The sequence below is a fragment of the Cytobacillus firmus DS1 genome (genome assembly GCF_000565285.1).
Classification (GTDB): domain Bacteria; phylum Bacillota; class Bacilli; order Bacillales; family Cytobacillaceae; genus Cytobacillus; species Cytobacillus firmus_A.
Genome location: NZ_APVL01000002.1, coordinates 174,365 through 196,374, shown reverse-complemented (window position 1 = coordinate 196,374; position 22,010 = coordinate 174,365). Strand labels below are relative to the sequence as shown.

The window sequence follows — 22,010 nt, the reverse complement described above, 5'->3', positions numbered from 1 at the left end:
TAATCAAAACCGATTTGATTTTCTTTTTATTTTTAAACTGTTAACAGGATTAGGAAGAAGGGGAGGCAAATAAAATAAAATTACTCCGATTTCTTCTTTTTGGACCGCTTCCATAAAAGATATAGAAAAATCATAAAAGCTGAATAAACTGCCGCAAGTGCTCCAATTAGCGGAATATTCAATCCTGATTTTTCTTTAAGAACATATACTTCAGCTTCTTCCCGATCAATAATCAACTCATATTTATCGTCTTTACTGCGGATAAGATCATTAGAAATCATGCCGCGGAGCTCTCTTCCTTCTTCCAATTGTGAGGAATCAAGCACCGCTTTCTGTGTCTTTGTTGAATTATTGATTGCAATCACCGTTGTTTCATCATCGAATGTCCGTTTATAAACAGCAAAACCGTCCTTTTCCTCCAGCAATTCCATGTCGCCTCTCGTTAGAGATGGCAGTAATTTCCTTACTTCACCGAGTTTTGTAATATAATCTATTAACTCTTTGTCTGTACGGAAATCCATTTGCCTGCGGTTGTCAGGATCTTCACCGCCATCCATAGCTATTTCACTTCCATAATAAACGATCGGAATCCCAGGTGAGGTATACATGTATGTTAATGCAAGCTTCCATCTTGGTCCCGGATGATGATTTTTTGTGATAGCATCACGAGTGAACCTGACAGTATCGTGATTATCCATGAAGGTCCCCATTAGGTAGGGATTTTCATAAAATGCTTTATTTCGATCCCAGTTTGTAAAAAGCCAGCTTAACGGTTTATCAGGTTCTGCAAAGGCGGTTCTCAGATGATCGTTTAAAGGATAATCAACAAAGCCGTCTATCCCCGTTTTTTCATATTGGGCAATGTATTTGGGATCATCCGACCATACTTCCCCAAGCAAATAAAAGTCTTCTTTGACTGATTTGACATTTTTGGAGAAGTCGGTCCAGAAAGATTTTGGAACATGCTTAACGGTATCAAGTCGATAACCGTCAATATCCGTTTCTTCAATCCACCACTTAGCTGCATCCATTAAATAGTTTTTCATATCAGGGTTCTCCTGGTTTAAATCAGGGAGCCCATAAATCCAGCCATTTTCAATTTCAGTCTGATTCGACCAGTTCGCGATATCCTTTTTTTCATGGAACCAATCTTTTTTTTCAGGATCATTAACCCAATCGTGATTGTAGCCTACATGGTTCACTACGAAGTCCAATATCACTTTCATATCTCTTTTGTGGGCTTCCTGGACTAATTCTTTGAACTCATCCATTGTGCCAAAGTGTTCTTCCGTATTATAAAAATCCTTGATCCAGTAACCGTGATAGCCCTTCTCTTCATTATCAAAAACGGGAGTCAGCCAAATTGCTGTAAACCCCATATCCTTAATATAATCAAGGCGTTCTGTAATTCCCTTAAAATCTCCGCCATGATAAGCCTTTGGATCCTGAACATCAACTTTAAAATCATTGTTCGGATCTCCATTGCTAAATCGGTCTACCATTAAGAAATAAATTGTTTCATCTTGCCATTTACGCTCTTCTTTTTCAGCTGCTGCTGCCGGCAGGGCATAAAAAAGAAGAAACGGGATTAAGATGAAGGTTATGAATCCTTTTTTCATCGCCGCTCCTCCTTCATTTTTCAAGCCGCTCCGAGACTCCAATCAAGTTCGCAGCCTGCAGCGGCAAGTAAAGTTTCAGCCCTTTAAGATTAGCCTTTTGTTCCCCCTGCCGTCAAACCTGATACAAAGTATTTCTGGAACATGAGGAAAAGCGCAGCAATCGGAATCGCTATTAAAACCGAGCCAGCTGCAAACTTTGTAAATTCATTACCAAATTGCTTGGCAACCATTTCATACAATCCTACTGCCATTGTGAACTTTTCATCTGTTCTTAATAAAATTCTGGCAAGGATGAAATCACCAAAAGGAGCAATGAATGAAAATAGCGCAACTACCGCTACAATTGGTTTTGCTAGCGGCATAACAATTTGCCAGAAAACACGAAGATGGCTTGCACCATCCATTTTCGCAGATTCATCAAGTTCTTTCGGAATCGTATCGAGATAGCCTTTCATCAGCCATGTATTCATAGGGATCTGGCCACCTACATACACCAGGATCAATCCAAGATGTGTATCAATTAAACCAGTTCTTGTCGCTAATACAAAAATGGCGATCAGGGCTGCAAAGTTAGGTATCATTTGCAGTACCAGGAACGTTAATAAACCATTTTTCCGCCCGATAAAACGGTAACGTGAAAACGAATAGGCAGTCAATGATACTGTAATAACCGTTAGTATCATGGTCAGCGTACTTATTTTCAATGAATTCCAGTACCATTTAACATAATTGGACTTCTCTAAATCAAATAGGTATTTATAATGGGCCAAGGTCGGATTTTCAGGAAACATAGTTGATCCCGACAAACTCTGGCCAGGATTTAATGATGAGCCTATTACCCACAAAAGCGGATAAATGACAATAAAGCTCATTAAGGCAATGATTAAATATGAAAGTGTCAGCCGGATCATTTTATTTTTCTTCATGCTCATGTCTACATCAAATCCTCTTCTTGGAATGATTTTGTTCTTCTAAACTGCCATAGTGCTACAGTGATGACGATAAGCGAAAGAATCATGGTAACTGCAGCAGCTTTGCCATATTGGGCAGAAGTCATAGTCAGTTTATAAATCCAGGATATAAGAATATCCGAACCGCCGGCATTTTGGCCCGGAATAGCCGGTCCGCCGCCATTAAACAAGAAGATAACATTAAAGTTATTGAAGTTGAACGTATACTGAGTAATGATAATCGGTGCCGTTGCAAACAAAACCAACGGCAGAGTAATCTTTGTGAATTTCTGCAAAATCGATGCACCGTCAACTGTTGCAGCTTCATAAAGCTCATCCGGAATAGACTGCAGCACACCTGTTGTCATGGCAAAAATGAATGGGAATCCAAGCCAGGACTGGATGAAGATTAAAGCTAAACGTGTCCAATTCTCCTCAGTCATCCATGGAACGGCACCGATGCCAATTGCATCTAGAATTGTTTTATTAACCACACCGAATGTTTCATTGAACATTCCTGAAAAAATCAGGATCGAGATAAATGAAGGAACTGCCCAAGGGAGAATGAAAATTGTGCGGACAATCGCTTTCCCTTTGAGATCCTTCTGGTTAACGAGAATTGCCAGGAAAATACCCAGAGCTACCTGGAGAGTCGTAGCTACAAAAGTCCAGACTATTGTCCAGCCCATTACGCCAAAGAAGGTTTTTCTCCATAAATCCAGTTTAAAAATATCGATAAAGTTCTGAATGCCAACCCAATCTACCAGCTTTGCAGGTGGAGAATGGTATAGATCATAGTTAGTAAATGCAAGAAGAACTACGAATAAGATGGGAAAAATTACAACGAACACCAAAAGGAAAAAACCTGGTGAGATCATTAAGTATGGGAAACCATTATCAAGGAGATTGTGATACTGTTCTCTGACACTGTTTAATTCCAATCCCAAATCACGTTTTTTCCCGTTATTATAAGCATCATAAATATTAAAGGCATAAATGATCAGCCCCAATGCTGTTACGATCAGTGCAATAATTCCGTCGATCAGAAGGAAAATGGAATGGTCCAGAACTGGAATTTCCCCTAGTGTGAATAGTCCCCAGAAGCCCCAATTCAGCGTGTCATAGAATGCTGCAAAGAACGAAACGGTAAGAATTAAAAATATAGCACCTTTTACGAACTGTTTATTATAAAACTGTCCAAATCCAGGCAGGATGGATAATAGAGCAGCATTTCTTCCATGGTTGGATGTCATTTTTTTTGTGTCCATATAGCTATTGCCTCCCCTTTCTTATAGGAGAAAGTATTTTTCTATTATTATAATTCATTTAAAAGAATAGTAGCGATTGATTACGTGCAAACGGTTGCTCTTAAGAGGAACATGAAAGCGGCTTTCTGCCGCTTATGCTTAAAGGTACGAAAGTATTCATTTGCAGCAGAGACCTATCTGCTCAGGCACCTTCAGTTTTTTATCATTACATAAAAGTATGGGCAATACCTCCTCAGAGGTACCGCCCTTTTGTCTGTCAAGCTTTACTTGGCAGGGTGATTTGTTTCAATATTTGTTTTGATCGTTTTAACTGCATCATCAAGCGCTGCTTTTGGCTCCGCTTTACCGGTTGCAATGGTTTGAAGTGCAGAAGCCATTGGTCCCCAAACTTCAGCCATTTCAGGAATGTTTGGCATTGGAACAGCGTATTGAGATTGCTCAGCAACTGCTTTTGCAGCTTCATTGTCTGCGATTACCGGATCTTCAATAAGAGATTTTACAGGAGGGATTTCCTGAGTTGTCTCGAAACGGATTTTTGCGTTTTCTTCGTTTGTAATATGTTCAACTAACTTTGTTGCCCAATAAGGGTTTTTAGTGAATGCAGTTACATTCCATCCCTTAACACCCATGAATGTCTTAACAGGCTCACCGTTTGAAAGCTTAGGCATTACAGAAACACCGACATCAATCCCTGCATCCTTCATTCCTTGAAGTGCCCATGGACCATTCATTACAGAAGCAGCTTTTCCTTCATTGAATAGGCCATCCATTGCAGCTCCACCGCTTTCCCCGATAATTCCTTTAGGGAATAAGCCTTCGCTGTACCATTTTTGAATAAACTCAGCACCTTCAACAGCGCCTTCGTTATTTAAACCAACATCTTCACGGTCTAATGCTCCGTCCTTTTCATTGAAAACATATCCACCCATGCCAGCGATAGGACCGTGAGCGAAATAAAAGTTATCGAATAAAGCCAGGAATCCATACTGTCCGCCAGTTGTTAATTCTTTAGCTTGAGTATAAAGCTCATCCATTGTCTCAGGAGCTTTTTCCATTAATGCTTTATTATAGATGAAAACTGGTGTTTCGGTTGCTTTTGGAAGACCATATAGCTTTCCATCATACATTTGAGCACTGATGGATGATTCTGTGAAAGTATCAAGAACGCTGTCATCAACCTTGATTTCCTGAAGAAGACCTTCTGTTACAACCTGGCCAATTTGGTCATGAGGCAGTGTAACAACGTCAGGTGCATTTCCTGCAGGTCCATCAAGCCTTAATTGGTCACGGATTTTATCAGCCATGCCTAATTCTTTGAATTCAACTTTAATTCCATATTCTTTTTCAAAAGACTCAATGGCAGGCTTTAATGCTACGCCTTTATCTGTGTCTTCCCAAACTACTAATTTTTCCGGTTTTGGCTCTTCAGCCTGGTTTTCACCTGTACCGTTATCTTTATCTGTATTTTCCGGCTGTGCCTCACGCTGAGGACCGCAAGCTGCCAGCATTCCTATTACTAATACCAGCATCATAAAGAAAGATAGTGACTTTTTCATGATATTGCCCCCTTAAATAGATCTGTTGCTTAATGTAAATAGTACAACCGTTTGCACAAAATTGTAAACGCTTTAATGTATTTCTAAAAAAATCAGCGTTCACTTAAACTATAATTCAATGAAACCGCTCTATGAAAACGATTGCACAATTTCTAATTTTTATTATACAAGGTTTTTGGGCTTTTACAACTACTTTTTTCTAAATTATTTTTGTTTGAAAAAATTTAATTTCAAACACTCGAATTTATACTATACATTTCTGCTCCATTCATATGGTATAATGCAAGCGATTGCACTTTGAAAGGGGAATTATAATGGAAAAGGCAGCCATCATACACTACCCTGCTGATCATTTTGTTTATCCTATCAGCAGGGAAACCTTACATATTAGACTGCAAACAAAGAAAGATGATATTTCTGAAGTCACTTTATTGCATGGTGATCAATACTTATGGGCGGATGGTAAATGGCAGTATGAAAAAACAGATATGCAGAAATCAGGTTCTGATGGGATACATGATTATTGGCATGCTTATATTAAACCGCCATTTAGAAGATCCCGGTACGGATTTCACTTAAAGTCCGGTGAAGAAGAATTGATTTTGACTGAAAAAGGCTTTTATGAGGAGGCTCCTTTCGATTCAGGTTATTATTTCAACTTTCCCTACCTGCACCCTGAAGAAGTATTTCAAGCACCATCCTGGGTGAAGGATACAGTCTGGTATCAGATTTTCCCGGAAAGGTTTGCTAACGGAAATCCGGACAATGATCCGAAAGGTGTTCTTCCCTGGGGCAGTGATGAGCCTTCTAAGGATAATTTTTTTGGCGGAGATTTTGAAGGTGTTATTGAACATCTGGACTATCTGCAGGACCTCGGCATTTCCGGCATTTATTTTACCCCTGTTTTTAAGGCATTTTCCAACCATAAATATGATACAATAGATTATCTTGAAATTGATCCCCAGTTCGGTTCAAAGGATACTTTAAAAAGACTGGTTAAGGAATGCCATAATAGGGATATTAAAGTCATGCTAGATGCCGTTTTCAATCATAGCGGATACTACTTTCCCCCATTTCAGGATGTGCTTGAAAAGGGAGAAAAATCACCTTATAAAGATTGGTTCCATCCGCATAGTTTCCCTCTAAAAGGCGGGGATTACCCTAATTATGAGACCTTCGCTTTTGTAGAGCAGATGCCAAAACTGAATACAAAAAATCCAGAGGTAAAAGAATATTTGCTCAAAGTGGCCAGATACTGGATTGAAGAGTTTGATATCGACGGATGGCGGCTGGATGTGGCCAATGAAGTTGACCATCAGTTTTGGCGTGAATTCAGGCAGACTGTAAAAGACATTAAACCAGATCTCTATATACTGGGTGAAATCTGGCACAATTCAATGCCATGGCTGCGCGGAGACCAATTTGATGCTGTCATGAATTATCCTTTTACCACCAACCTGCTAAATTTAATTGCAAAGAAATCCATAACAGGCACTGAATTCGTCCATAATATGACCGCTGAAATCCACAGCTATCCGGCCAATGTCTATGATGCTGCATTCAATTTGGTTGGAAGCCATGATACACCGAGACTCTTAACGGAATGTGAAGATAATAAAGACAGGGTTAAGCTAATTTACACACTTTTATTCACCTTTATGGGTTCACCATGCCTATATTATGGGGATGAAATTGGACTAAATGGTACAATGGATCCCGGCTGCAGAAAATGCATGGAGTGGGATGAGGAAAAACAGGACCGTGAATTGTTTTCTCATATTCAAAAGCTTATTAAGCTGCGGAAAGAAGAAAAGCTGCTCGCAAATGAAGGTCAATTTGAATTTGTTCAGACAGATCCTAATATAGTTGCCTACCGAAAATACGATGATGAAAAAACAATTATAGTACTCGCCAACCCTGCGGATGAAAGCGCGGAATTTGTATTGCCTTATCCGCTTAAGGGTGTTAAGGTAACGAATATGCTTACAGACAAAGAATTTGCAGCTGAAGCGGAAAACCTTAAAGTTCAGCTTGATGGCTGGGGCTTTGAAATCCTGTCCTTCCCTGCAAAGCTTCACTAAATAGGAAACTGATTGAAATAAGGAAAGTTCTTAAGGGCAAAACCTTAAGGCTTTTCTTTTTTCGCTTTTACATTGTCACAGGTTCCTATTTACATGAGAATTTATTTACAAACAGGGAGAATAACCATGACTAAGAACCAGAAAAAAATGACATTATTTGCGTTAACCTGGCCCATTTTTATTGAAATACTGCTCCACATGCTCATGGGAAATGCCGACACACTTATGCTTTCGCAATATTCGGATGAATCTGTGGCTGCCGTCGGGGTGTCAAATCAGATCCTTTCGCTCGTAATCGTCATGTTTGGATTTGTAGCGACAGGGACATCCATCCTTATTGCCCAAAATCTTGGCGCAAAAAATAATAAAACGGCTGCTGAAATTTCGATTGTCTCCCTGGGGGCAAACCTGGTATTTGGGGTAATCCTTAGTATTCTTCTATTCGTATCAGGCAAACCGCTGCTCCGCATGATGGATTTGCCTGAAGAGCTCTTAAGCCAGGCAAACAGCTACTTAGTCATTGTTGGCGGCTTTTCCTTTGTCCAGGCATCAATTATGACAATTGGAGCGATCATCAGAAGTTACGGATTTACAAGAGATGTTATGTACATTACTATCGGCATGAACATTTTAAATGTTATTGGCAATTACTTTTTTATTTTCGGCCCATTCGGGTTTCCGGTATTGGGTGTAGAAGGAGTGGCCATCTCTACTGTCGTCAGCAGATTGATCGGATTGGCTGCTGCTGTCGCCGTCCTGCTTAAAAGAACGGAAAAAGCACTTCCATTCCGATTACTTTTTCGCTTTCCAAAGGAACATATCAAAAATCTTTTAAAAATCGGGATCCCTTCAGCAGGAGAACATTTATCCTATAATGGATCGCAAATGGTGATTACTATATTCATCGCTGCTCTCGGAACAGAAGCTTTAACTGCAAAGGTGTATACGCAGAATATCATGATGTTCATATTCCTTTTCAGTGTCGCCATCAGCCAGGGCACACAAATCCTGATAGGCCATATGGTAGGCGGAAAGGATTATGAGGCAGCCTATAAAAGATGCATGAAAAGCCTGCGCTTAGCCATCATTATTTCATTCGGGACTGCGGTTCTTTTCTCCCTGTTCTCAGAAAAATTGATGGGCATATTCACTTCTAATCCAGATATCATAAAGGTTGGCAGTGTTCTCATTCTTTTGACCATCCTCCTGGAGCCAGGCAGATCGTTTAATTTAGTCGTCATTAACTCCCTGCGTGCAGCCGGCGATGTAAAATTCCCAGTTTATATGGGGATCTTGTCCATGTGGGGCGTAAGTGTTACCCTTTCCTATGTTCTCGGAATTCATTTTGGACTGGGTCTTGCCGGCATTTGGATCGCTTTTATTGCCGATGAATGGCTTAGAGGATTGCTCATGTTATGGCGCTGGAGATCCAGAGTCTGGGTGAATAAGTCGTTCGTGTCTTCAAAAGCAGTATAAATAAGAATAGCGGCAGTTGTGACTGCCGCTTCTTTTTTATTCTGCAATATTAATATTATAATCCTTAAACCACACATGAATCTGTGCAAGGTGTGCTAACAGCTGTGGACCAGTCATGAGCTGCCCAAACCATGGTTCCCGGAATGAGTCACCTCCCGACTCAATAATATCCCTCAGCTGGCCGCTGTCAAAGAATTCATACAGTGCGGATGAGCGGTCCTCCAGGTATCCATTGAGCATCCTCTGGACTGTAGCCGTATATTCTGGATTATGTGTTTTGGGATAAGGGCTTTTCTTTCTGTATAACACTTCATTCGGCAGTATGCCCTCAAGAGCTTTGCGAAGAATTCCTTTTTCGCGGTTTCCATGCATTTTGATCTCCCACGGAATATTCCACACATATTCCACAAGCCGATGATCGGCAAAAGGCACCCGCACTTCAAGGCTTGCCCCCATACTCATTCTGTCTTTACGGTCCAATAAGGTCGTCATAAAGTAAATCATATTTATATAGAAAAGCTCTCTCCTGCTTGCGTCCTCCCTGCTCTCCCCGTCTAAAGCAGGAGTTTCGGAGATTGCCTGAAAATATTTTTCCATTGCATAGTCTTGAAGGTTCAGTTTTTTCCTCCAATTTTCTTTCAATAGGTCCTGCCTGGCTTCGAGTGACCTCATCCATGGGAATCCCTTCCTCTTTAAATCTTCCTCTCTATGGAACCATGGATAGCCGCCAAATATCTCATCTGCACATTCCCCTGATAGACTGACAACAAAATCCTTTTTTATTTCCCTGCAAAACCATAGCAGGGAGGAATCGACATCAGCCATACCCGGAAGATCCCTCATATGCACAGATTCGATTAAATCCTCTGCCAGCTGCTTCTGGGTGATTATACTGCTGTTATGTTTTGTATTAAAGGCCTGGGACATCATCTGTATAAATGTTCCATCTGAATTGGGCTGAAACTCATTAGCCTTGAAAAACTCATCATTTCCCTCATAATCTATCGAATAAGTGGTCAAACGGCCCTTACCGTCTTTTTCGTAAGCTTTTGCAGCAATAGCTGTAATCGCACTGGAATCCACTCCGCCGGAAAGGAACGTGCATAATGGAACATCCGAGACCAGCTGCCTTGTCACAGCATCCGTAAATAGTTCTCTGACCCGCTCAGCCGTCTCCTCCACATTTTCCTCATGAGGGGCACTTTTCACATTCCAATAACGCCATACCTTCAGTCCATTTCTCGAAAAGATCAGCGCATGAGCAGGCCTTAATTCATCAATGCCTCTGAAAACCCCTGAGCCAGGGGATCGTGATGGCCCCAGTCCAAAGACTTCAGCCAAACCTTCCCTGCCGACTTCTGCCTTAACATCAGGATGGGCTAAAATAGATTTCAATTCAGATCCAAATAAAATGCCCTGTTTCGTTTCTTTATAAAATAAAGGTTTTACCCCTAAACGATCCCTGCCAATAAATATTTGTTCTTTCTTCTCATCCCAAACTGCAAATGCATAGATGCCATTCAAATATTGAAGGCAATTTTCTCCCCATTCTATATAAGAAGTCAGCAAAACCTCAGTGTCAGAATGGCCATCAAACGAATATCCTTTTATAAGGAGTTCTTTACGGAGATCTTCCGTATTATAAAGCTCTCCATTATAGCAAATCGTAAAGCGGGTTTGATGTTTTTCCCTAGTCATTGGCTGTTTTCCGCCTGCAGGGTCTACAACGATTAACCTTTTATGGCCGAATCCAGCATGCACATCTGTCCATATGTTCGTTTCATCCGGACCCCGCTTTGCCAGCGTATCCGCCATTTTGCCAATTGCAGCTGTTTCTTTTCTCAAATCCTTTTGGAAATCAATCCAGCCGGTAATTCCACACACATTACATCATCCTTTCAAAGCGGAATCGCATGGGCACATTTATCATGATGCTATTGTATGCTGGGCCTTAAAAAAAGTTAATTGTCCACATTCATGCGGTTATAAAAATCGCCAAAACTGTCTAAAAAGAAGTTGAGGAAGTTAATGGAGGTTTTATATGAATAGACAGCAGCGAACAAAGCTTATCGAATATCAATCCCGTGCTTTTACAGAAGGCACTGTAGAGTATATCAATGATCAATGGGTATTTTTTGACCATGAGACAGATGAAGCATCCATACTGGACGAATTCCTCCATCAGGAAATGGAAGTGTTCCGCTTTAAACGCTGGAAAAAGGGCATTTTATTCGAAGATGGCAAGGTGGCATTAGATGATGAAACGTTTCACTTGAAGAACCAGGATTCGATTCGCATTCGAAAGCATCTGGTTTTCTCTCTCGAAAGGTTATTGGAGGAAATGAATGATGATGCCTTCTACCAGTTCGTAACCACTCTAAATTCCATGCAATTTTCGGTCTATGACTGCATTTATTGCTATAACCAGCTCGCATTTTTTAATGATAAAGACAGGAAAAGCGGTGTTAACTTCATCGTTTTTGATAACCAGGATCATATATGCAATGTGCAGCATCATTTTTGCTATTATGAAAAAATGAGTGACCGGTTTGAATTTACCTTAAACAGCGGAAAAAGAATGGTGATTGAGAAGATGTCTTCATAGGAAAGCGAAAGGCGCCTGGAGCTGGACATTTATCTAACTTCAGGATTTATTCGCTTATCTCATAAAGAAACAGCAGCCTGCCTTTAATGGCAGTGCTGCTGTTTCTTTATGCGCTAGCTGTGCGTTTGAACGTATTTAGACAGACCTTTCTCAAAATCCCCTGTCATAAGCGGCTTATGTATATAGAAGCCTTGTGCATAATGGCATTTCAATTCCTTTAAAAGCTCAATCTGCTCCAATGTTTCCACCCCTTCAGCCACCACCTTTACGGAAAGCCCATGTCCCATGGTGATGATGGCTTTTACAATGGCAACATCAGATGTATTTAATCGAAGGTTATTGATAAATGACCGATCGATTTTTAATGTATTGATTGGAAGGTCCTTTAAATAACTTAAAGAAGAATAGCCGGTTCCAAAATCATCAATGGATACCTTGACACCGATATCCTGCAGAGACTGCATAATTTGTATACTGTACTCAACATTTCTCAGCATCGTGCTTTCCGTCAGCTCCAATGTTAAATATTGCGGCTCCATACCGGAAAGCTCCAATGCCATCTTGACTTCCTGGAGAAATCCCGGCTGCTGGAATTGATAGGCAGACACATTCACAGAAATGGAAAGGGATTCATAGCCTAGCTTTTGCCAGCGCCTATTTTGCTGACAAGCTGACCTTAATACCCAGCCGCCAATATCCGCAATGAGACCAGTTTCTTCTGCGAGAGGAATAAATTCACCAGGTGAAACAAGGCCAAGTTTTGGATGATTCCAGCGGATCAGGGCTTCACTTCCGTATAGATTGCCTGTTTCAAGGTCGATTAATGGCTGATAGCATAAATAAAACTCATTTTTCTGCAAAGCTTTTCTTAAGTAGCTTTCAAGCTCAAGTCTGACCATTGCCTGTTCATTCATTTCCATCGAGAAAAAGGTGACCCTGTTTCCTCCCTGCAGCTTGGAGCGGTTCGTGGCAATATCCGCATTTTTCAGCAGTATGTGCTCATCCGGTCCATCATCCGGGTATAGGCTTACACCAATACTCGCAGTAACAATAAACTCCTGATCCGACTGAAATAAAGGATGGGATATTTCATCTAATATCTTTTTGGAGGCTTTCATAACTTTATCAATGGTTGCTTCCCTCGATAATACAAGAGTAAACTTATCTCCGCTGAACCTTCCCAAATAAGAGCCGGCAGGCAAAACCCTCTCAATTCTTTCGGATATTTCCTTTAACACCATATCCCCGGCAAAGTGCCCCAGACTGTCATTTATGATTTTAAAGCGGTCAATATCAATAGAAAGAACGGCAATTTTCTTCTGTTTCTTCCTGGCTCTCTTTAATTGCATTTCCAATTGTTCTGTAAACTTCATTCTGTTCGGCAGCCCTGTATCCCGGTCAAAAAAAGCCAGTTCTGTTATCTTCTCTTCAATCTTTTTCTGTTCTGTAATATTTCTGCCGATTCCATAAATGCCTACACATTCCCCGTTAACCGTAATCGGAATATTTTTCAGCTGAAATAGATTCGTCTCACCTGATTTTGAATCAATATAGACGTTATAATATTGCTCTTTTCCTCTTAACGCCCGATAAAAGTGCATCCGGACTCTTTGTACATCCATATCATTAACATAGGAAAGCGCTGTTTTTCCGATTATTTCCTCCTGGCTGTACCCGAAGGTTTTCTCAAATGCCGGGTTGACACTTGTGAAATTTCCCTTAAGATCAGTTGAATAAACGAAGTCTGCATTATTATCAAATAGAGATTTATAATATTGTTCTGACATTTTAAGACTGCTGTTTAATGCTTTAATATCATCCTGAGAAGCATGCATTAAATGAGTTAAAGAAGTAATCGTATTAAATTGGTCGGTTTTTTCATAAACAAATTCATTCTGCTGTTCCTTCCTTGATTGAACACTATTTTCTGATAGAGCAAGGTATGTAAGAGAATGTCCCACCATCTGCGGAAGCCCGCCTTTACAGCAGGAAATCTCTCCATAAGAGAAGAACCCGTTCGCGGGAGCTATCCTCTGGAACATTGCCAGTTCTTTTTCCGTAAAATCTCTTGCAAATTGTTTCCTGGCCATGCAATTGTATATAAATATGCTTTCAGGAGAAACCTGGTCGAGCTCTTTTAATTCCTGTAAAGACCGGTCAATAATGTCCTCCAGATTTGCATAAGCAAACGTAAGTGTGTCTCCTTCTTCAACCCTTCTATTTACTTTAATTGCACCATTTTCAAATAATTTTATAATAAAAACGGATACTTTTTCCCCGCGGTACTGTAACAGGAACGGGAATTCAGTACCTGATTTCGGCAGATCCTTAATAAAGGCCTCTCCCAAATAGCGTTTTAGAATAGTTAAAGGCCTCTTATGATCCAGCGAATAGATGATAGAACCTTCAGCCTTTGTTACGGTAAAGCTTTTTCCAATCTCCTGCCACTGATAATTCTCAAAATGACGCACCGAAAGATGACCGCTTTGAAGTGCAACTGCCGCAAGCCCATCGCTGGTGATTCCATCTTGAGTAAAAGAAAAACCTTCCTGGAATAAACCATTATCTCCGGCAAGGCCGCCGGAAATCACCATATCGGGCTGGATTTCATTTATTCCCTCCAAGATGTCAGTGGAATCGACATCAAATCCTGCAGGAAAGATAATTACAGCTTCTGTATTAAAGATAGCAAGTTCCCGTGCCAGGGTTTTTCCCATTTCATAACTGTTCTTAAAATCTCTCCTGTTTAACAGGAAAGATTTTAATTCCGTTTTTTCGAAAATAGTAAAGCAAATGATTGTTTGTTTTTCCCTAATGCACCCTTCATGAATTTCACCGGAAGTTGTACAGCCTGCTATATGTGCAAAGGGAAGCTTATCTGCCAGTTCCTTTTGAAGTTTCGCGATAAATAGGCTCTCAGGGGTTCCTGTAAAAACCTGCACAAGCAAATTCGGGTATTCAGTCAATTCATTCAAGTCTATAAATCTATTTAGCTCGCTATTATTTTTATATAAACATGTAATCGTCTGTGCCATAAAAACCCACCATCATAGTAAGAACATTAGACCCGCTGATAGGAATAGCTCCTTGTACAGCTGAGGCTTCAGTTTCTAATTTTTTTATCATAGTTTTAAATTACCATATTTAGTGAAGGCATGACATGACAAAATTAGAAAAAGCTGCCTTTTCGGCAGCCTTTTCTATAAAAATCCATATTTACGTCATAAAGTGAAACTTCAATAAGTGGCGAGTGCTTTTCTCCCCACTTATTGTTAGTTGAACCAATCGGGCCTTTACGGGCAGTTTGACTTCCACTTGTCCTCCTTTGATTTCTCGGAGTCTTGAAGTGGGGGTCTTACTGCCCGTTAGACTGCGATAAATGTTAATGGCAATTTAACAAAGCCTAAATATAGAACCAGGATTAACGCAACAATAAACTGTCCCCATAAAATAGAAGTCTTCTTCCCTTTGACAGTGCGGATGATAATCATTTCAAACATAGCAATTACCCAAATGCCTACTAATGACTTCAACACATAAAGAAGATCGATGCTGTTAAGGCTGCTTAAAATCCAAACCCCTGTTCCAATGATTAGCAGATAAAATAATCTCAAGATCATGTGAACAACTTTTAAACCTTTTTGTTTGCCGCTTTTATGCATCATAAGGGCAATAAAAAATAGAACAAGTGCTAAAAACCATGTTGTTATATGGGCATGTATCATTCCAGTGCCTCCTAATGTAAAATTCGATATCATCATACCATATTGACTTTGAAAATCCTAAAGTTAAGATGCAAAAAAGATTGTATAAGGGCAACTTTGTGAACTATTTATGGCAAAATGTGATATATCTCATTGACAAATTAATACTTAAATGCCTGTGCATGTGTACACAGGCCATCTTTCTTTTATTTCTCTATAAAATTTGTCAGAGTTCCTATTTTTTCTACTGTAATTTCCACTTTATCTCCCGGCTTAAGAAAACGCGGAGGCTTAAAGCCCTTGCCTACCCCTGCGGGAGTTCCAGTAGCGATTATGTCACCAGGCTCAAGTGTCATTCCCTTTGACAGGACCGAGATGACTTCCTCGATTGGGAAGATAAAGTTTTCAGTATTTGAACTTTGTCTCAGCTCTCCGTTTACCTTTGTTTGAATGTCAAGCTGATTCGGGTTTTCAACAGCAGATCTATGGACAATCCAGGGACCCATCGGACACGTGGCATCCAGGCTTTTACCGATAAAAAATTGCTTATGGCGGGACTGCAGATCCCTTGCTGTCACATCATTAATAATCGTGTAGCCAAAAATGTGCTCCAATGCTTTTTCCTTTGGAATCGCCATTCCTTTTTTTCCGATTACAACAGCAAGCTCTCCCTCATAATCAAGCTCTGCAGTGACATTATTGTGATTTAATACTGTTGCATCAGGTCCTATGACCGTTGTTGGCGATTTCGTAAAGACCATTATATGCTCGGGAATATCTTCCTTGCTTCCCATCTCAATGGCATGCTCGGCATAATTCTTGCCTACACAAAAGATGTTCTTATCCGGACGGGGAATAGGTGCTTCCAATGCAGCGGAAGCGAGCGGGCGAAATAGTTCTTCCCTTGCAGGATTGCTGCTAAGCCAATCTGTTAAACTATGTACTTTATCAATGAACTTATCGAACTTATCCCCTAAAGCGATACATTCCTTCAGAGTCGCCGGCAAGTCACTTTTGCCTTCCATTTTTTCTAAAGCTGCTTTTAGCGGAAGCACCTTTGTCCCGGTCTCGTCCAGTAAACCTGCGCTGCTTCCTGTGCTATCCTTAAAAGTAACAAATTTCAATCTTATCACCTCATTCTATTATTCACTTTTTAGTATAATATAAATTTTCAGATTTTTGGACAATTTTAACCCTTTCTCTTCTGATTAGGGATTTTCAAATAAGTGAAGCTCCTCCAGAGCCATTCGACCGGTCCATAATAATAGCGGGCAATCCAGAAGCGGCTGATGATGACCTGGAAAGCGAAGATGAACATAACTAAAAGTGTCCCCCAAAATGCAGAAACCTTCCCATAGAACCCTAGTCCATAACTGTAAAAAATAAAAGTCGAGATAATGGACTGGAAAAGGTAATTTGAGAGCGACAGTTTCCCAACATATGAGAGCGGCAGCAGGAATCCAGGTCTCTGACTATTTTTCATCATTACCACTATCCCTAAACCATAAGCAATAGCCAGCAGCGGACCTCCAAATATGTCTTGCATGTAATCCAGTCCCAGATTGCTTTCCGTAATGTAAGGCAGCAATTTGAAGAATAACCCTGCAGCGAAAGAAACCAGCATAATTTTCATGAGGAATGCCCGGTTTTTTTCAGGCTCCTCCAGCCATCGCAGCTTGGCTGCTCCTCCCCCTATTAAAAATAAAGGAAAAATGGATGCCAGCATGATAGGCAGTGAAGCAAGATTATTAACACCTGACCAATCCTGGATGCGCTGTGAGGTAATCTCGGAAAAGCTTCCATTTTGATAGGCCTGTAAAGAAGCTAATGCGGCTTCTTTGTCATAGATTGACAGCTCTTCAGGCGGAACAAACAAAACTGTTGCAAATAACAATAGAACAAATAGCAGATTTGGAATGATATAAAGCAATATTCCAGTTAAAAGCATATTTTTTCCGGACATTTTTACAAACAATAAAAAGACGAAGCCAAAGATTGCATAGTTTATTAAAATATCCCCATGCCAAATAAGAAAAGCGTGAATGATGCCTATCAGCAGCAAAAGGGAAAATCTCCTTGCAGCCATTCCTCCAAAACCAAGGCCCTTGGCCATTGCCCTCTCCCTTAGAATGACTAAACCATAACCGAACAGCATGGAAAACAAAGGATAGAAGCTTGCCTGCACAAAGATATCGATAAACGCAAAAGCCCCTTTATCTGCCGGACTGTCCCACCATTCAAAAGGATCAATATACAAATATGGTGAATGAAAGGAAAGCATATTAACCAAAAAAATCCCAAGAATGGCAAATCCCCTCATAATATCCAGCGAAATAATCCGATCCTTCTCCAGAACCGGGCTGACCTGCCTGTCCATAAAGCGCCTCCTTCTATGTAAAGAAAATCTAATCTTAATGATAGAGAGCTGGATTCTGCTTGTCCAGAAAAGAAATGCTCCAGCGCATGTAACTTGACGCTGGAGCTGGACGGAAACAACATTGAAAAATTCCCGCTTTCATTTAATTAACAAAACGGTCTGTTTTCCCTTTCGACTCCCAGTTGTTGTTCCGAAGGTGGATTTTTTGAATTTTCCCTGAAGCCGTTTTCGGCAACTCTTCGACAAAAGTCACTCCCGTTACTGCTTTAAAGTGTGCAAGCTTCTCCCTGGTAAAACTGATAATCTCCTGCTCTGTCAATGTTTTTCCAATTCGCAGGACTACAAAGGCATGCGGGGTTTCCCCCCATTTTTCGTGAGGCACAGCTATAACAGCAGCTTCCAGTATTGAAGGATGCTCATATAATGCCCCTTCTATTTCTATGGATGAGATGTTTTCTCCGCCGCTGATAATGATATCCTTTTTTCGGTCAACAATATCGATATTGCCATTTTCATCAACATTTGCCATATCACCGGTATGAAGCCAGCCGTCCCTAATAGCTTCCATCGTTGCCTCTTCATTTTTCCAATAGCCCTTCATAACTCCGTTGCTGCGGACAACTACCTCACCGATTTCATTGCCGTTTTGGACCACTTCTTCACCATGTTCATTGATTACCTTGACTTCACAGCCTATCATCTGGTACCCTGCTTTCGCTTTCATCCGGTACTGCTGGTTAAGCGGAAGTTCCTGAAGGTGAGAACGAATCGTCGAAACTGTGCTTAGCGGAGATGATTCAGTCATGCCATATACCTGTATGAACTCCCATCCAAGCTCCTTTTCCACTCTTGTTACAAAGGCTGGCGGAGGCGCCGAACCAGCAATAACCACTCTGACATCCTGATCAACTGATGGAACGAATTGTTCATAATGCTGCATCAGCGAATTCAGTACAGTAGGGGCCATATGCATGACTGATACTTTATGCTCCTGAAGGGCGTCAAATATCTTTTCCGGCGTGACTTTTCTCATACACACCTGAGAAGCGCCATTTGCCGTGTAATAAAAAGGCGACCCCCATCCATTCACATGAAACATCGGCAGGACATGCAGCAATACATCCTGATCGCTAACTCTCAAATGATGCATTGTTGACAATGCATGCAGGTAATTATTGCGGTGGGTCAGCATGACACCTTTAGGATTTCCAGTTGTACCGCTTGTATATAAAAGGCTGCATACGTCATTTTCATCGAGGACCTCTCTTTGATATGGACTGCTGTGCTGGCTGCTGAGCCATGAATCATAATCAATTTCTTCTGTATCATCCTCTTTATAATGCACGAAGACTTTTTCCACAGTTTTCAGCTGATCTTTTACAGGAAGTATAAGATGGTAAAGGTCCTGATCTACAAACAGGATTTTTGATTCGCTGTGATTCAATATAAACAGATAGTCTTCCGGCTTCAGCCTGATATTTAGCGGAACCATTATTCCGCCCAGCTGAAAAACTCCATAAAACCCCTCCAGCATTTCAACTGAATTCGGTGCCAGATAAGCAATCCTGTCCCCTTTTTGAATACCTGAAGCTTTTAAACCATGAGAGAGCTGATTAACCCTTGTGTTCAATTCCTCATATGTAAAAACCCTGTCATCTGCAAAGATTGCTTTTTTATTACCGTAAAGGGACACAGCACGATCTAAAAACTGCGAAAGTATCAATGGAACATTCATTAAATAGTCACCCCGCATAAAAATTCTGTTATTTATATATTTTCTATATTATCACAAAATTAAAACAGTTTCATGCCGAATTTGTCTGTTATATAACATTTTACCGGCCGCTTCAATTACCGAACAACTGAGATATTATTGGGCTTATTAATCACATTCAGCAATTAGGCACATACGATATACAAGAAATCATTTTAAAGGGTGTTATGTATGCCAGCTATTGTGGGAGTCGCACAGGTCATATCTATCGGAAGCAGCTCTGTCTTCAATATCGGGGACGTATATAAAATCATGCCAGTTTCTAACGCGAAGACCTTTTCAGGTGCGGGATCGTTTAACACTGGGGATGGCCTGAATGTTTACAATCACCGGAGCACAACAAACACTTATGATTGTGATGGTGTGGATCAGGGCAATTATTTCAATGCATAAAACGGGTGATAATATGAATTTTTATATACAGCAATCCATTCATATTCATTTCATAAAGATCGGCGGGATTACAAACTCTTCCGTCATGCAGATTGGAAGTGCAGGCATTATAAAGCCGGCGTCTTATTTGTATAACACTGGAGGATTTACCGAGCCTGCACCTGAAGCAGAATTGCCGACACCGGCGGGGCCGGCAGGGGGAAGTGTTTTACTTGCGCCTTCTGTACCTCTGACTGGTGCGCAGAAACGATAATATTATTTTTCATAAGCGAGGTGGTGCGCTTGAACCAGCAATTAAATACCTATCTTCAGCAATTGCACGCTTTTGTAGAGACACAGGAAAAACGAATACGAAGCCTGGAAGCCACGGTCAAAAAACTTCAGGAAGAGACTGAAGTTCTGAAAAACCGCCCGCCGATGCAGGTTGACCGGATTGAATATAAATTTGACCAGCTTAAGGTAGAGTCTCTTGAAGGCACTCTAAATATTGGCTTAAATCCTTCTGAGCTGCAAAACATTGAAGATTTTGCCGTAGATAACAAAAATGTTAAAGCACCTGTTTCGCCTAAAACCCAGATGAAGAGAACAATGGAAATTGAAGATGCCATTTATCAGTATTTAGAACGGGAACTTCCGGAGATTACAGCTTCCGCACAGAAGAAACTCAATGTAAATGCGGATGATTCGTATATTGCGTTTATCAAAGAAGATATCAAAAAGCAGCTGCCTAACCGGATTGACTTCTATATTCAGCAGCAGGCATCGAATCGCTCCGGACAGGAAAATAACGAAGAGATTATAGAGCTGATAAAGAAGGAAATCCAAAATGGGGTCCATGCCTTTATTTCGCATTTGCCGGAGAATATGAAAGGAATGAATAAAGAATGAATTATCAGGTTTATAACAGAGATCTGTGCGTAGGCAGCATAAGAGTACTGGGTGTATCCAGTTCATCAGTTTTAATGGTGGGGGATACGCAAACGATCCAGCTGGCAGCTACTTTTGATACACCACCTGAGTCACTTCTGATAGGGCCATTTGTGCCTCTGACACCGGAGTAAGCTGCTATGCTGCAAAGAACTTCATCTGTTGATAAAATCAATATTGACACCATTGCCTTTTCTTCTGTATTTGAAATTGGGGACTCATGCTTTATTAAAGGATTCTCAAGAGCGATTGCTGACCAGCGTGAAGCTGAGTATTTTAACGCGAAGGAAGGGAATTTTTCAGTCTATCCTGTATTCAGAGAACCCATTCCTTTAATCCCTATTGAAGAAGACATAACGATGCAGACAACACAGCTCAATCCGATCATTCGGGTTCAGAATATTGATATTATCGGGGTTTCCTCCTCATCTGTCATTCATATCGGGAACAGCGGAAACATTTCAATGGAAGCCCGGGTCAAGCATATTCGTCAGGTTTATCCCAAAAACAGCAGAACTTAAGGATGAAAATTTTTCATAAAGGATGTTTTACATGCCAGCTATAATCGGACCGGTACAAATCATTAATGTCAGCGGAGGAATTGTTCAATTCGGAGACTCTCTTTATATCTCTCCAAAAAACAATTCCAAATCAACAACCGGACAGGGTGCCGCTAACACAGGCGGCTTTGTCATCACAAACAATGGCCTTAGCGCCAGTAACGTACTGGATACCAGTCTGGTTGATCAGCCAAATGTCGGCAATAACTAATTTATTTTCAGTAAGTCAGGACGATAGCGCCTCCGTTATCGTCCTTTCGATTTCCGTTCATTCGACTTCCTTGCTTTTGTCAGCTTAGATGAAGGCTGTTTCCTGATCCATTTCAAATATTTCCGGATTTTATCATCCTGCTGCAATAACTCGATTGAATTCAGTCGTACAGCAAGCTCTGAATTCGTATATAAAGCATGAATCTGCTTATGACATGGTATGCATAATCGAGCGGTCGGCAGAAAGGTCCCTCCCATTTCTTTTGGCGTTAAATGGTGGACTGTTATATCAGTATCTTCCCTCAGACATAATTCGCAGATTCCGGTTTCTGTGCGCCTTTTTCCCATGGCAATCCTCCTTTATATTTACAGTACCCTTTATATCGGCGCGATAGTAATGCGCGGAATTCTCCTCTTTGTGTGTGGGGATGTTTCGTCTGCCCGCGGAAATTCTTGGGTGTGCGCACCTTTTCGGCTGGTGCTCAATAAATAACCCTCCTGCATATATAC

Annotated in this window: 20 protein-coding genes; 9 read left to right on the top strand and 11 right to left on the bottom strand. The window is 40.8% G+C overall.

The window, feature by feature from the left end; genetic code table 11:
- Positions 1-80: 80 nt before the first annotated feature.
- From PBF_RS03410 to PBF_RS03395, 4 genes are all read right to left on the bottom strand, one after another.
- A complete protein-coding gene (locus tag PBF_RS03410) occupies positions 81-1,619 on the bottom strand; it encodes an alpha-amylase family glycosyl hydrolase (RefSeq protein WP_035327109.1) in 1,539 nt (512 codons plus the stop codon).
- Between the two features lie 89 nt (positions 1,620-1,708).
- Positions 1,709-2,551 (bottom strand): sugar ABC transporter permease, encoded by an 843-nt coding sequence (locus PBF_RS03405; RefSeq protein ID WP_035327107.1) that lies wholly within the window; start codon positions 2,549-2,551, stop codon positions 1,709-1,711.
- A 2-nt stretch (positions 2,552-2,553) separates the two neighbouring features.
- A complete protein-coding gene (locus tag PBF_RS03400; RefSeq protein WP_035327105.1) occupies positions 2,554-3,837 on the bottom strand; it encodes a carbohydrate ABC transporter permease in 1,284 nt (427 codons plus the stop codon).
- 263 nt (positions 3,838-4,100) lie between these two features.
- Entirely contained in the window at positions 4,101-5,393 is a 1,293-nt protein-coding gene (locus tag PBF_RS03395; RefSeq protein ID WP_035327103.1) for an extracellular solute-binding protein, read from the bottom strand.
- 314 nt (positions 5,394-5,707) lie between these two features.
- On the opposite strand from PBF_RS03395, the gene PBF_RS03390 reads away from it, so the two are divergent.
- Positions 5,708-7,474 (top strand): alpha-glycosidase, encoded by a 1,767-nt coding sequence (locus tag PBF_RS03390; protein ID WP_035327101.1) that lies wholly within the window; start codon positions 5,708-5,710, stop codon positions 7,472-7,474.
- A 126-nt stretch (positions 7,475-7,600) separates the two neighbouring features.
- Complete coding sequence (locus PBF_RS03385; RefSeq protein WP_035327095.1) at positions 7,601-8,950, top strand: MATE family efflux transporter; 1,350 nt, start codon at positions 7,601-7,603, stop codon at positions 8,948-8,950.
- 36 nt (positions 8,951-8,986) lie between these two features.
- Here the strand turns inward: PBF_RS03385 and asnB are convergent, their stop codons facing one another.
- Positions 8,987-10,834 (bottom strand): asparagine synthase (glutamine-hydrolyzing), encoded by a 1,848-nt coding sequence (asnB, locus tag PBF_RS03380; RefSeq protein WP_035327092.1) that lies wholly within the window; start codon positions 10,832-10,834, stop codon positions 8,987-8,989.
- 157 nt (positions 10,835-10,991) lie between these two features.
- Here asnB and PBF_RS03375 point away from each other — a divergent pair, with 157 nt between their 5' ends.
- A complete protein-coding gene (locus PBF_RS03375) occupies positions 10,992-11,555 on the top strand; it encodes a DUF2777 domain-containing protein (protein WP_035327090.1) in 564 nt (187 codons plus the stop codon).
- 113 nt (positions 11,556-11,668) lie between these two features.
- On the opposite strand, the gene PBF_RS03370 is transcribed toward PBF_RS03375, so the two are convergent.
- From PBF_RS03370 to PBF_RS03350, 5 genes are all read right to left on the bottom strand, one after another.
- Complete coding sequence (locus PBF_RS03370; RefSeq protein WP_035327088.1) at positions 11,669-14,590, bottom strand: EAL domain-containing protein; 2,922 nt, start codon at positions 14,588-14,590, stop codon at positions 11,669-11,671.
- Between the two features lie 330 nt (positions 14,591-14,920).
- Entirely contained in the window at positions 14,921-15,280 is a 360-nt protein-coding gene (locus PBF_RS03365) for a YisL family protein (protein WP_035327086.1), read from the bottom strand.
- Positions 15,281-15,465: 185 nt separating this feature from the next.
- Positions 15,466-16,383 carry a fumarylacetoacetate hydrolase family protein gene (locus PBF_RS03360; RefSeq protein ID WP_035327084.1) on the bottom strand — a complete coding sequence of 306 codons (918 nt, stop codon included), beginning with the start codon at positions 16,381-16,383 and terminating at the stop codon, positions 15,466-15,468.
- Positions 16,384-16,448: 65 nt separating this feature from the next.
- Positions 16,449-17,636, bottom strand: coding sequence for a DUF418 domain-containing protein (locus PBF_RS03355; protein ID WP_035327082.1), 1,188 nt, complete (start codon positions 17,634-17,636; stop codon positions 16,449-16,451).
- Positions 17,637-17,778: 142 nt separating this feature from the next.
- Positions 17,779-19,371 (bottom strand): long-chain-fatty-acid--CoA ligase, encoded by a 1,593-nt coding sequence (locus tag PBF_RS03350; protein WP_035327080.1) that lies wholly within the window; start codon positions 19,369-19,371, stop codon positions 17,779-17,781.
- A 210-nt stretch (positions 19,372-19,581) separates the two neighbouring features.
- On the opposite strand from PBF_RS03350, the gene PBF_RS25300 reads away from it, so the two are divergent.
- The 6 genes from PBF_RS25300 to PBF_RS03325 are packed head-to-tail and all read left to right on the top strand — an operon-like array spanning position 19,582 to position 21,501.
- Complete coding sequence (locus PBF_RS25300; protein WP_009331280.1) at positions 19,582-19,803, top strand: spore germination protein; 222 nt, start codon at positions 19,582-19,584, stop codon at positions 19,801-19,803.
- 13 nt (positions 19,804-19,816) lie between these two features.
- Positions 19,817-20,056, top strand: a complete 240-nt coding sequence (locus tag PBF_RS03345; protein ID WP_035327584.1) for a spore germination protein GerPB — start codon at positions 19,817-19,819, stop codon at positions 20,054-20,056.
- Between the two features lie 29 nt (positions 20,057-20,085).
- Entirely contained in the window at positions 20,086-20,691 is a 606-nt protein-coding gene (gene gerPC / locus PBF_RS03340) for a spore germination protein GerPC (RefSeq protein WP_035327078.1), read from the top strand.
- On the top strand, positions 20,688-20,864 hold the full coding sequence (locus PBF_RS03335; protein WP_009331284.1) for a germination protein GerPD: 177 nt from the start codon (positions 20,688-20,690) through the stop codon (positions 20,862-20,864). Before gerPC ends, PBF_RS03335 begins: the two co-directional genes overlap by 4 nt.
- A 6-nt stretch (positions 20,865-20,870) precedes the next feature.
- Positions 20,871-21,251, top strand: a complete 381-nt coding sequence (locus PBF_RS03330; protein WP_035327076.1) for a spore germination protein GerPE — start codon at positions 20,871-20,873, stop codon at positions 21,249-21,251.
- Positions 21,252-21,282: 31 nt separating this feature from the next.
- On the top strand, positions 21,283-21,501 hold the full coding sequence (locus PBF_RS03325) for a spore germination protein (RefSeq protein ID WP_035327074.1): 219 nt from the start codon (positions 21,283-21,285) through the stop codon (positions 21,499-21,501).
- 35 nt (positions 21,502-21,536) lie between these two features.
- Here PBF_RS03325 and PBF_RS03320 read toward each other — a convergent pair whose 3' ends face one another.
- Complete coding sequence (locus PBF_RS03320; protein ID WP_035327072.1) at positions 21,537-21,848, bottom strand: HNH endonuclease; 312 nt, start codon at positions 21,846-21,848, stop codon at positions 21,537-21,539.
- Positions 21,849-22,010 lie beyond the last annotated feature (162 nt).

Excerpts from the sequence above, each read along its gene's own strand:
- PBF_RS03410 (WP_035327109.1), bottom strand. The coding sequence starts at position 1,619 with ATGAAAAAAGGATTCATAACCTTCATCTTAATCCCGTTTCTTCTTTTT.
- PBF_RS03405 (WP_035327107.1), bottom strand. The coding sequence starts at position 2,551 with ATGAGCATGAAGAAAAATAAAATGATCCGGCTGACACTTTCATATTTA.
- PBF_RS03400 (WP_035327105.1), bottom strand. The coding sequence starts at position 3,837 with ATGGACACAAAAAAAATGACATCCAACCATGGAAGAAATGCTGCTCTA.
- PBF_RS03395 (WP_035327103.1), bottom strand. The coding sequence starts at position 5,393 with ATGAAAAAGTCACTATCTTTCTTTATGATGCTGGTATTAGTAATAGGA.
- PBF_RS03390 (WP_035327101.1), top strand. The coding sequence starts at position 5,708 with ATGGAAAAGGCAGCCATCATACACTACCCTGCTGATCATTTTGTTTAT.
- PBF_RS03385 (WP_035327095.1), top strand. The coding sequence starts at position 7,601 with ATGACTAAGAACCAGAAAAAAATGACATTATTTGCGTTAACCTGGCCC.
- PBF_RS03375 (WP_035327090.1), top strand. The coding sequence starts at position 10,992 with ATGAATAGACAGCAGCGAACAAAGCTTATCGAATATCAATCCCGTGCT.
- PBF_RS03370 (WP_035327088.1), bottom strand. The coding sequence starts at position 14,590 with ATGGCACAGACGATTACATGTTTATATAAAAATAATAGCGAGCTAAAT.
- PBF_RS03365 (WP_035327086.1), bottom strand. The coding sequence starts at position 15,280 with ATGATACATGCCCATATAACAACATGGTTTTTAGCACTTGTTCTATTT.
- PBF_RS03355 (WP_035327082.1), bottom strand. The coding sequence starts at position 17,636 with ATGGACAGGCAGGTCAGCCCGGTTCTGGAGAAGGATCGGATTATTTCG.
- PBF_RS03350 (WP_035327080.1), bottom strand. The coding sequence starts at position 19,371 with ATGAATGTTCCATTGATACTTTCGCAGTTTTTAGATCGTGCTGTGTCC.
- PBF_RS25300 (WP_009331280.1), top strand. The coding sequence starts at position 19,582 with ATGCCAGCTATTGTGGGAGTCGCACAGGTCATATCTATCGGAAGCAGC.
- PBF_RS03345 (WP_035327584.1), top strand. The coding sequence starts at position 19,817 with ATGAATTTTTATATACAGCAATCCATTCATATTCATTTCATAAAGATC.
- PBF_RS03335 (WP_009331284.1), top strand. The coding sequence starts at position 20,688 with ATGAATTATCAGGTTTATAACAGAGATCTGTGCGTAGGCAGCATAAGA.
- PBF_RS03330 (WP_035327076.1), top strand. The coding sequence starts at position 20,871 with ATGCTGCAAAGAACTTCATCTGTTGATAAAATCAATATTGACACCATT.
- PBF_RS03325 (WP_035327074.1), top strand. The coding sequence starts at position 21,283 with ATGCCAGCTATAATCGGACCGGTACAAATCATTAATGTCAGCGGAGGA.
- PBF_RS03320 (WP_035327072.1), bottom strand. The coding sequence starts at position 21,848 with ATGGGAAAAAGGCGCACAGAAACCGGAATCTGCGAATTATGTCTGAGG.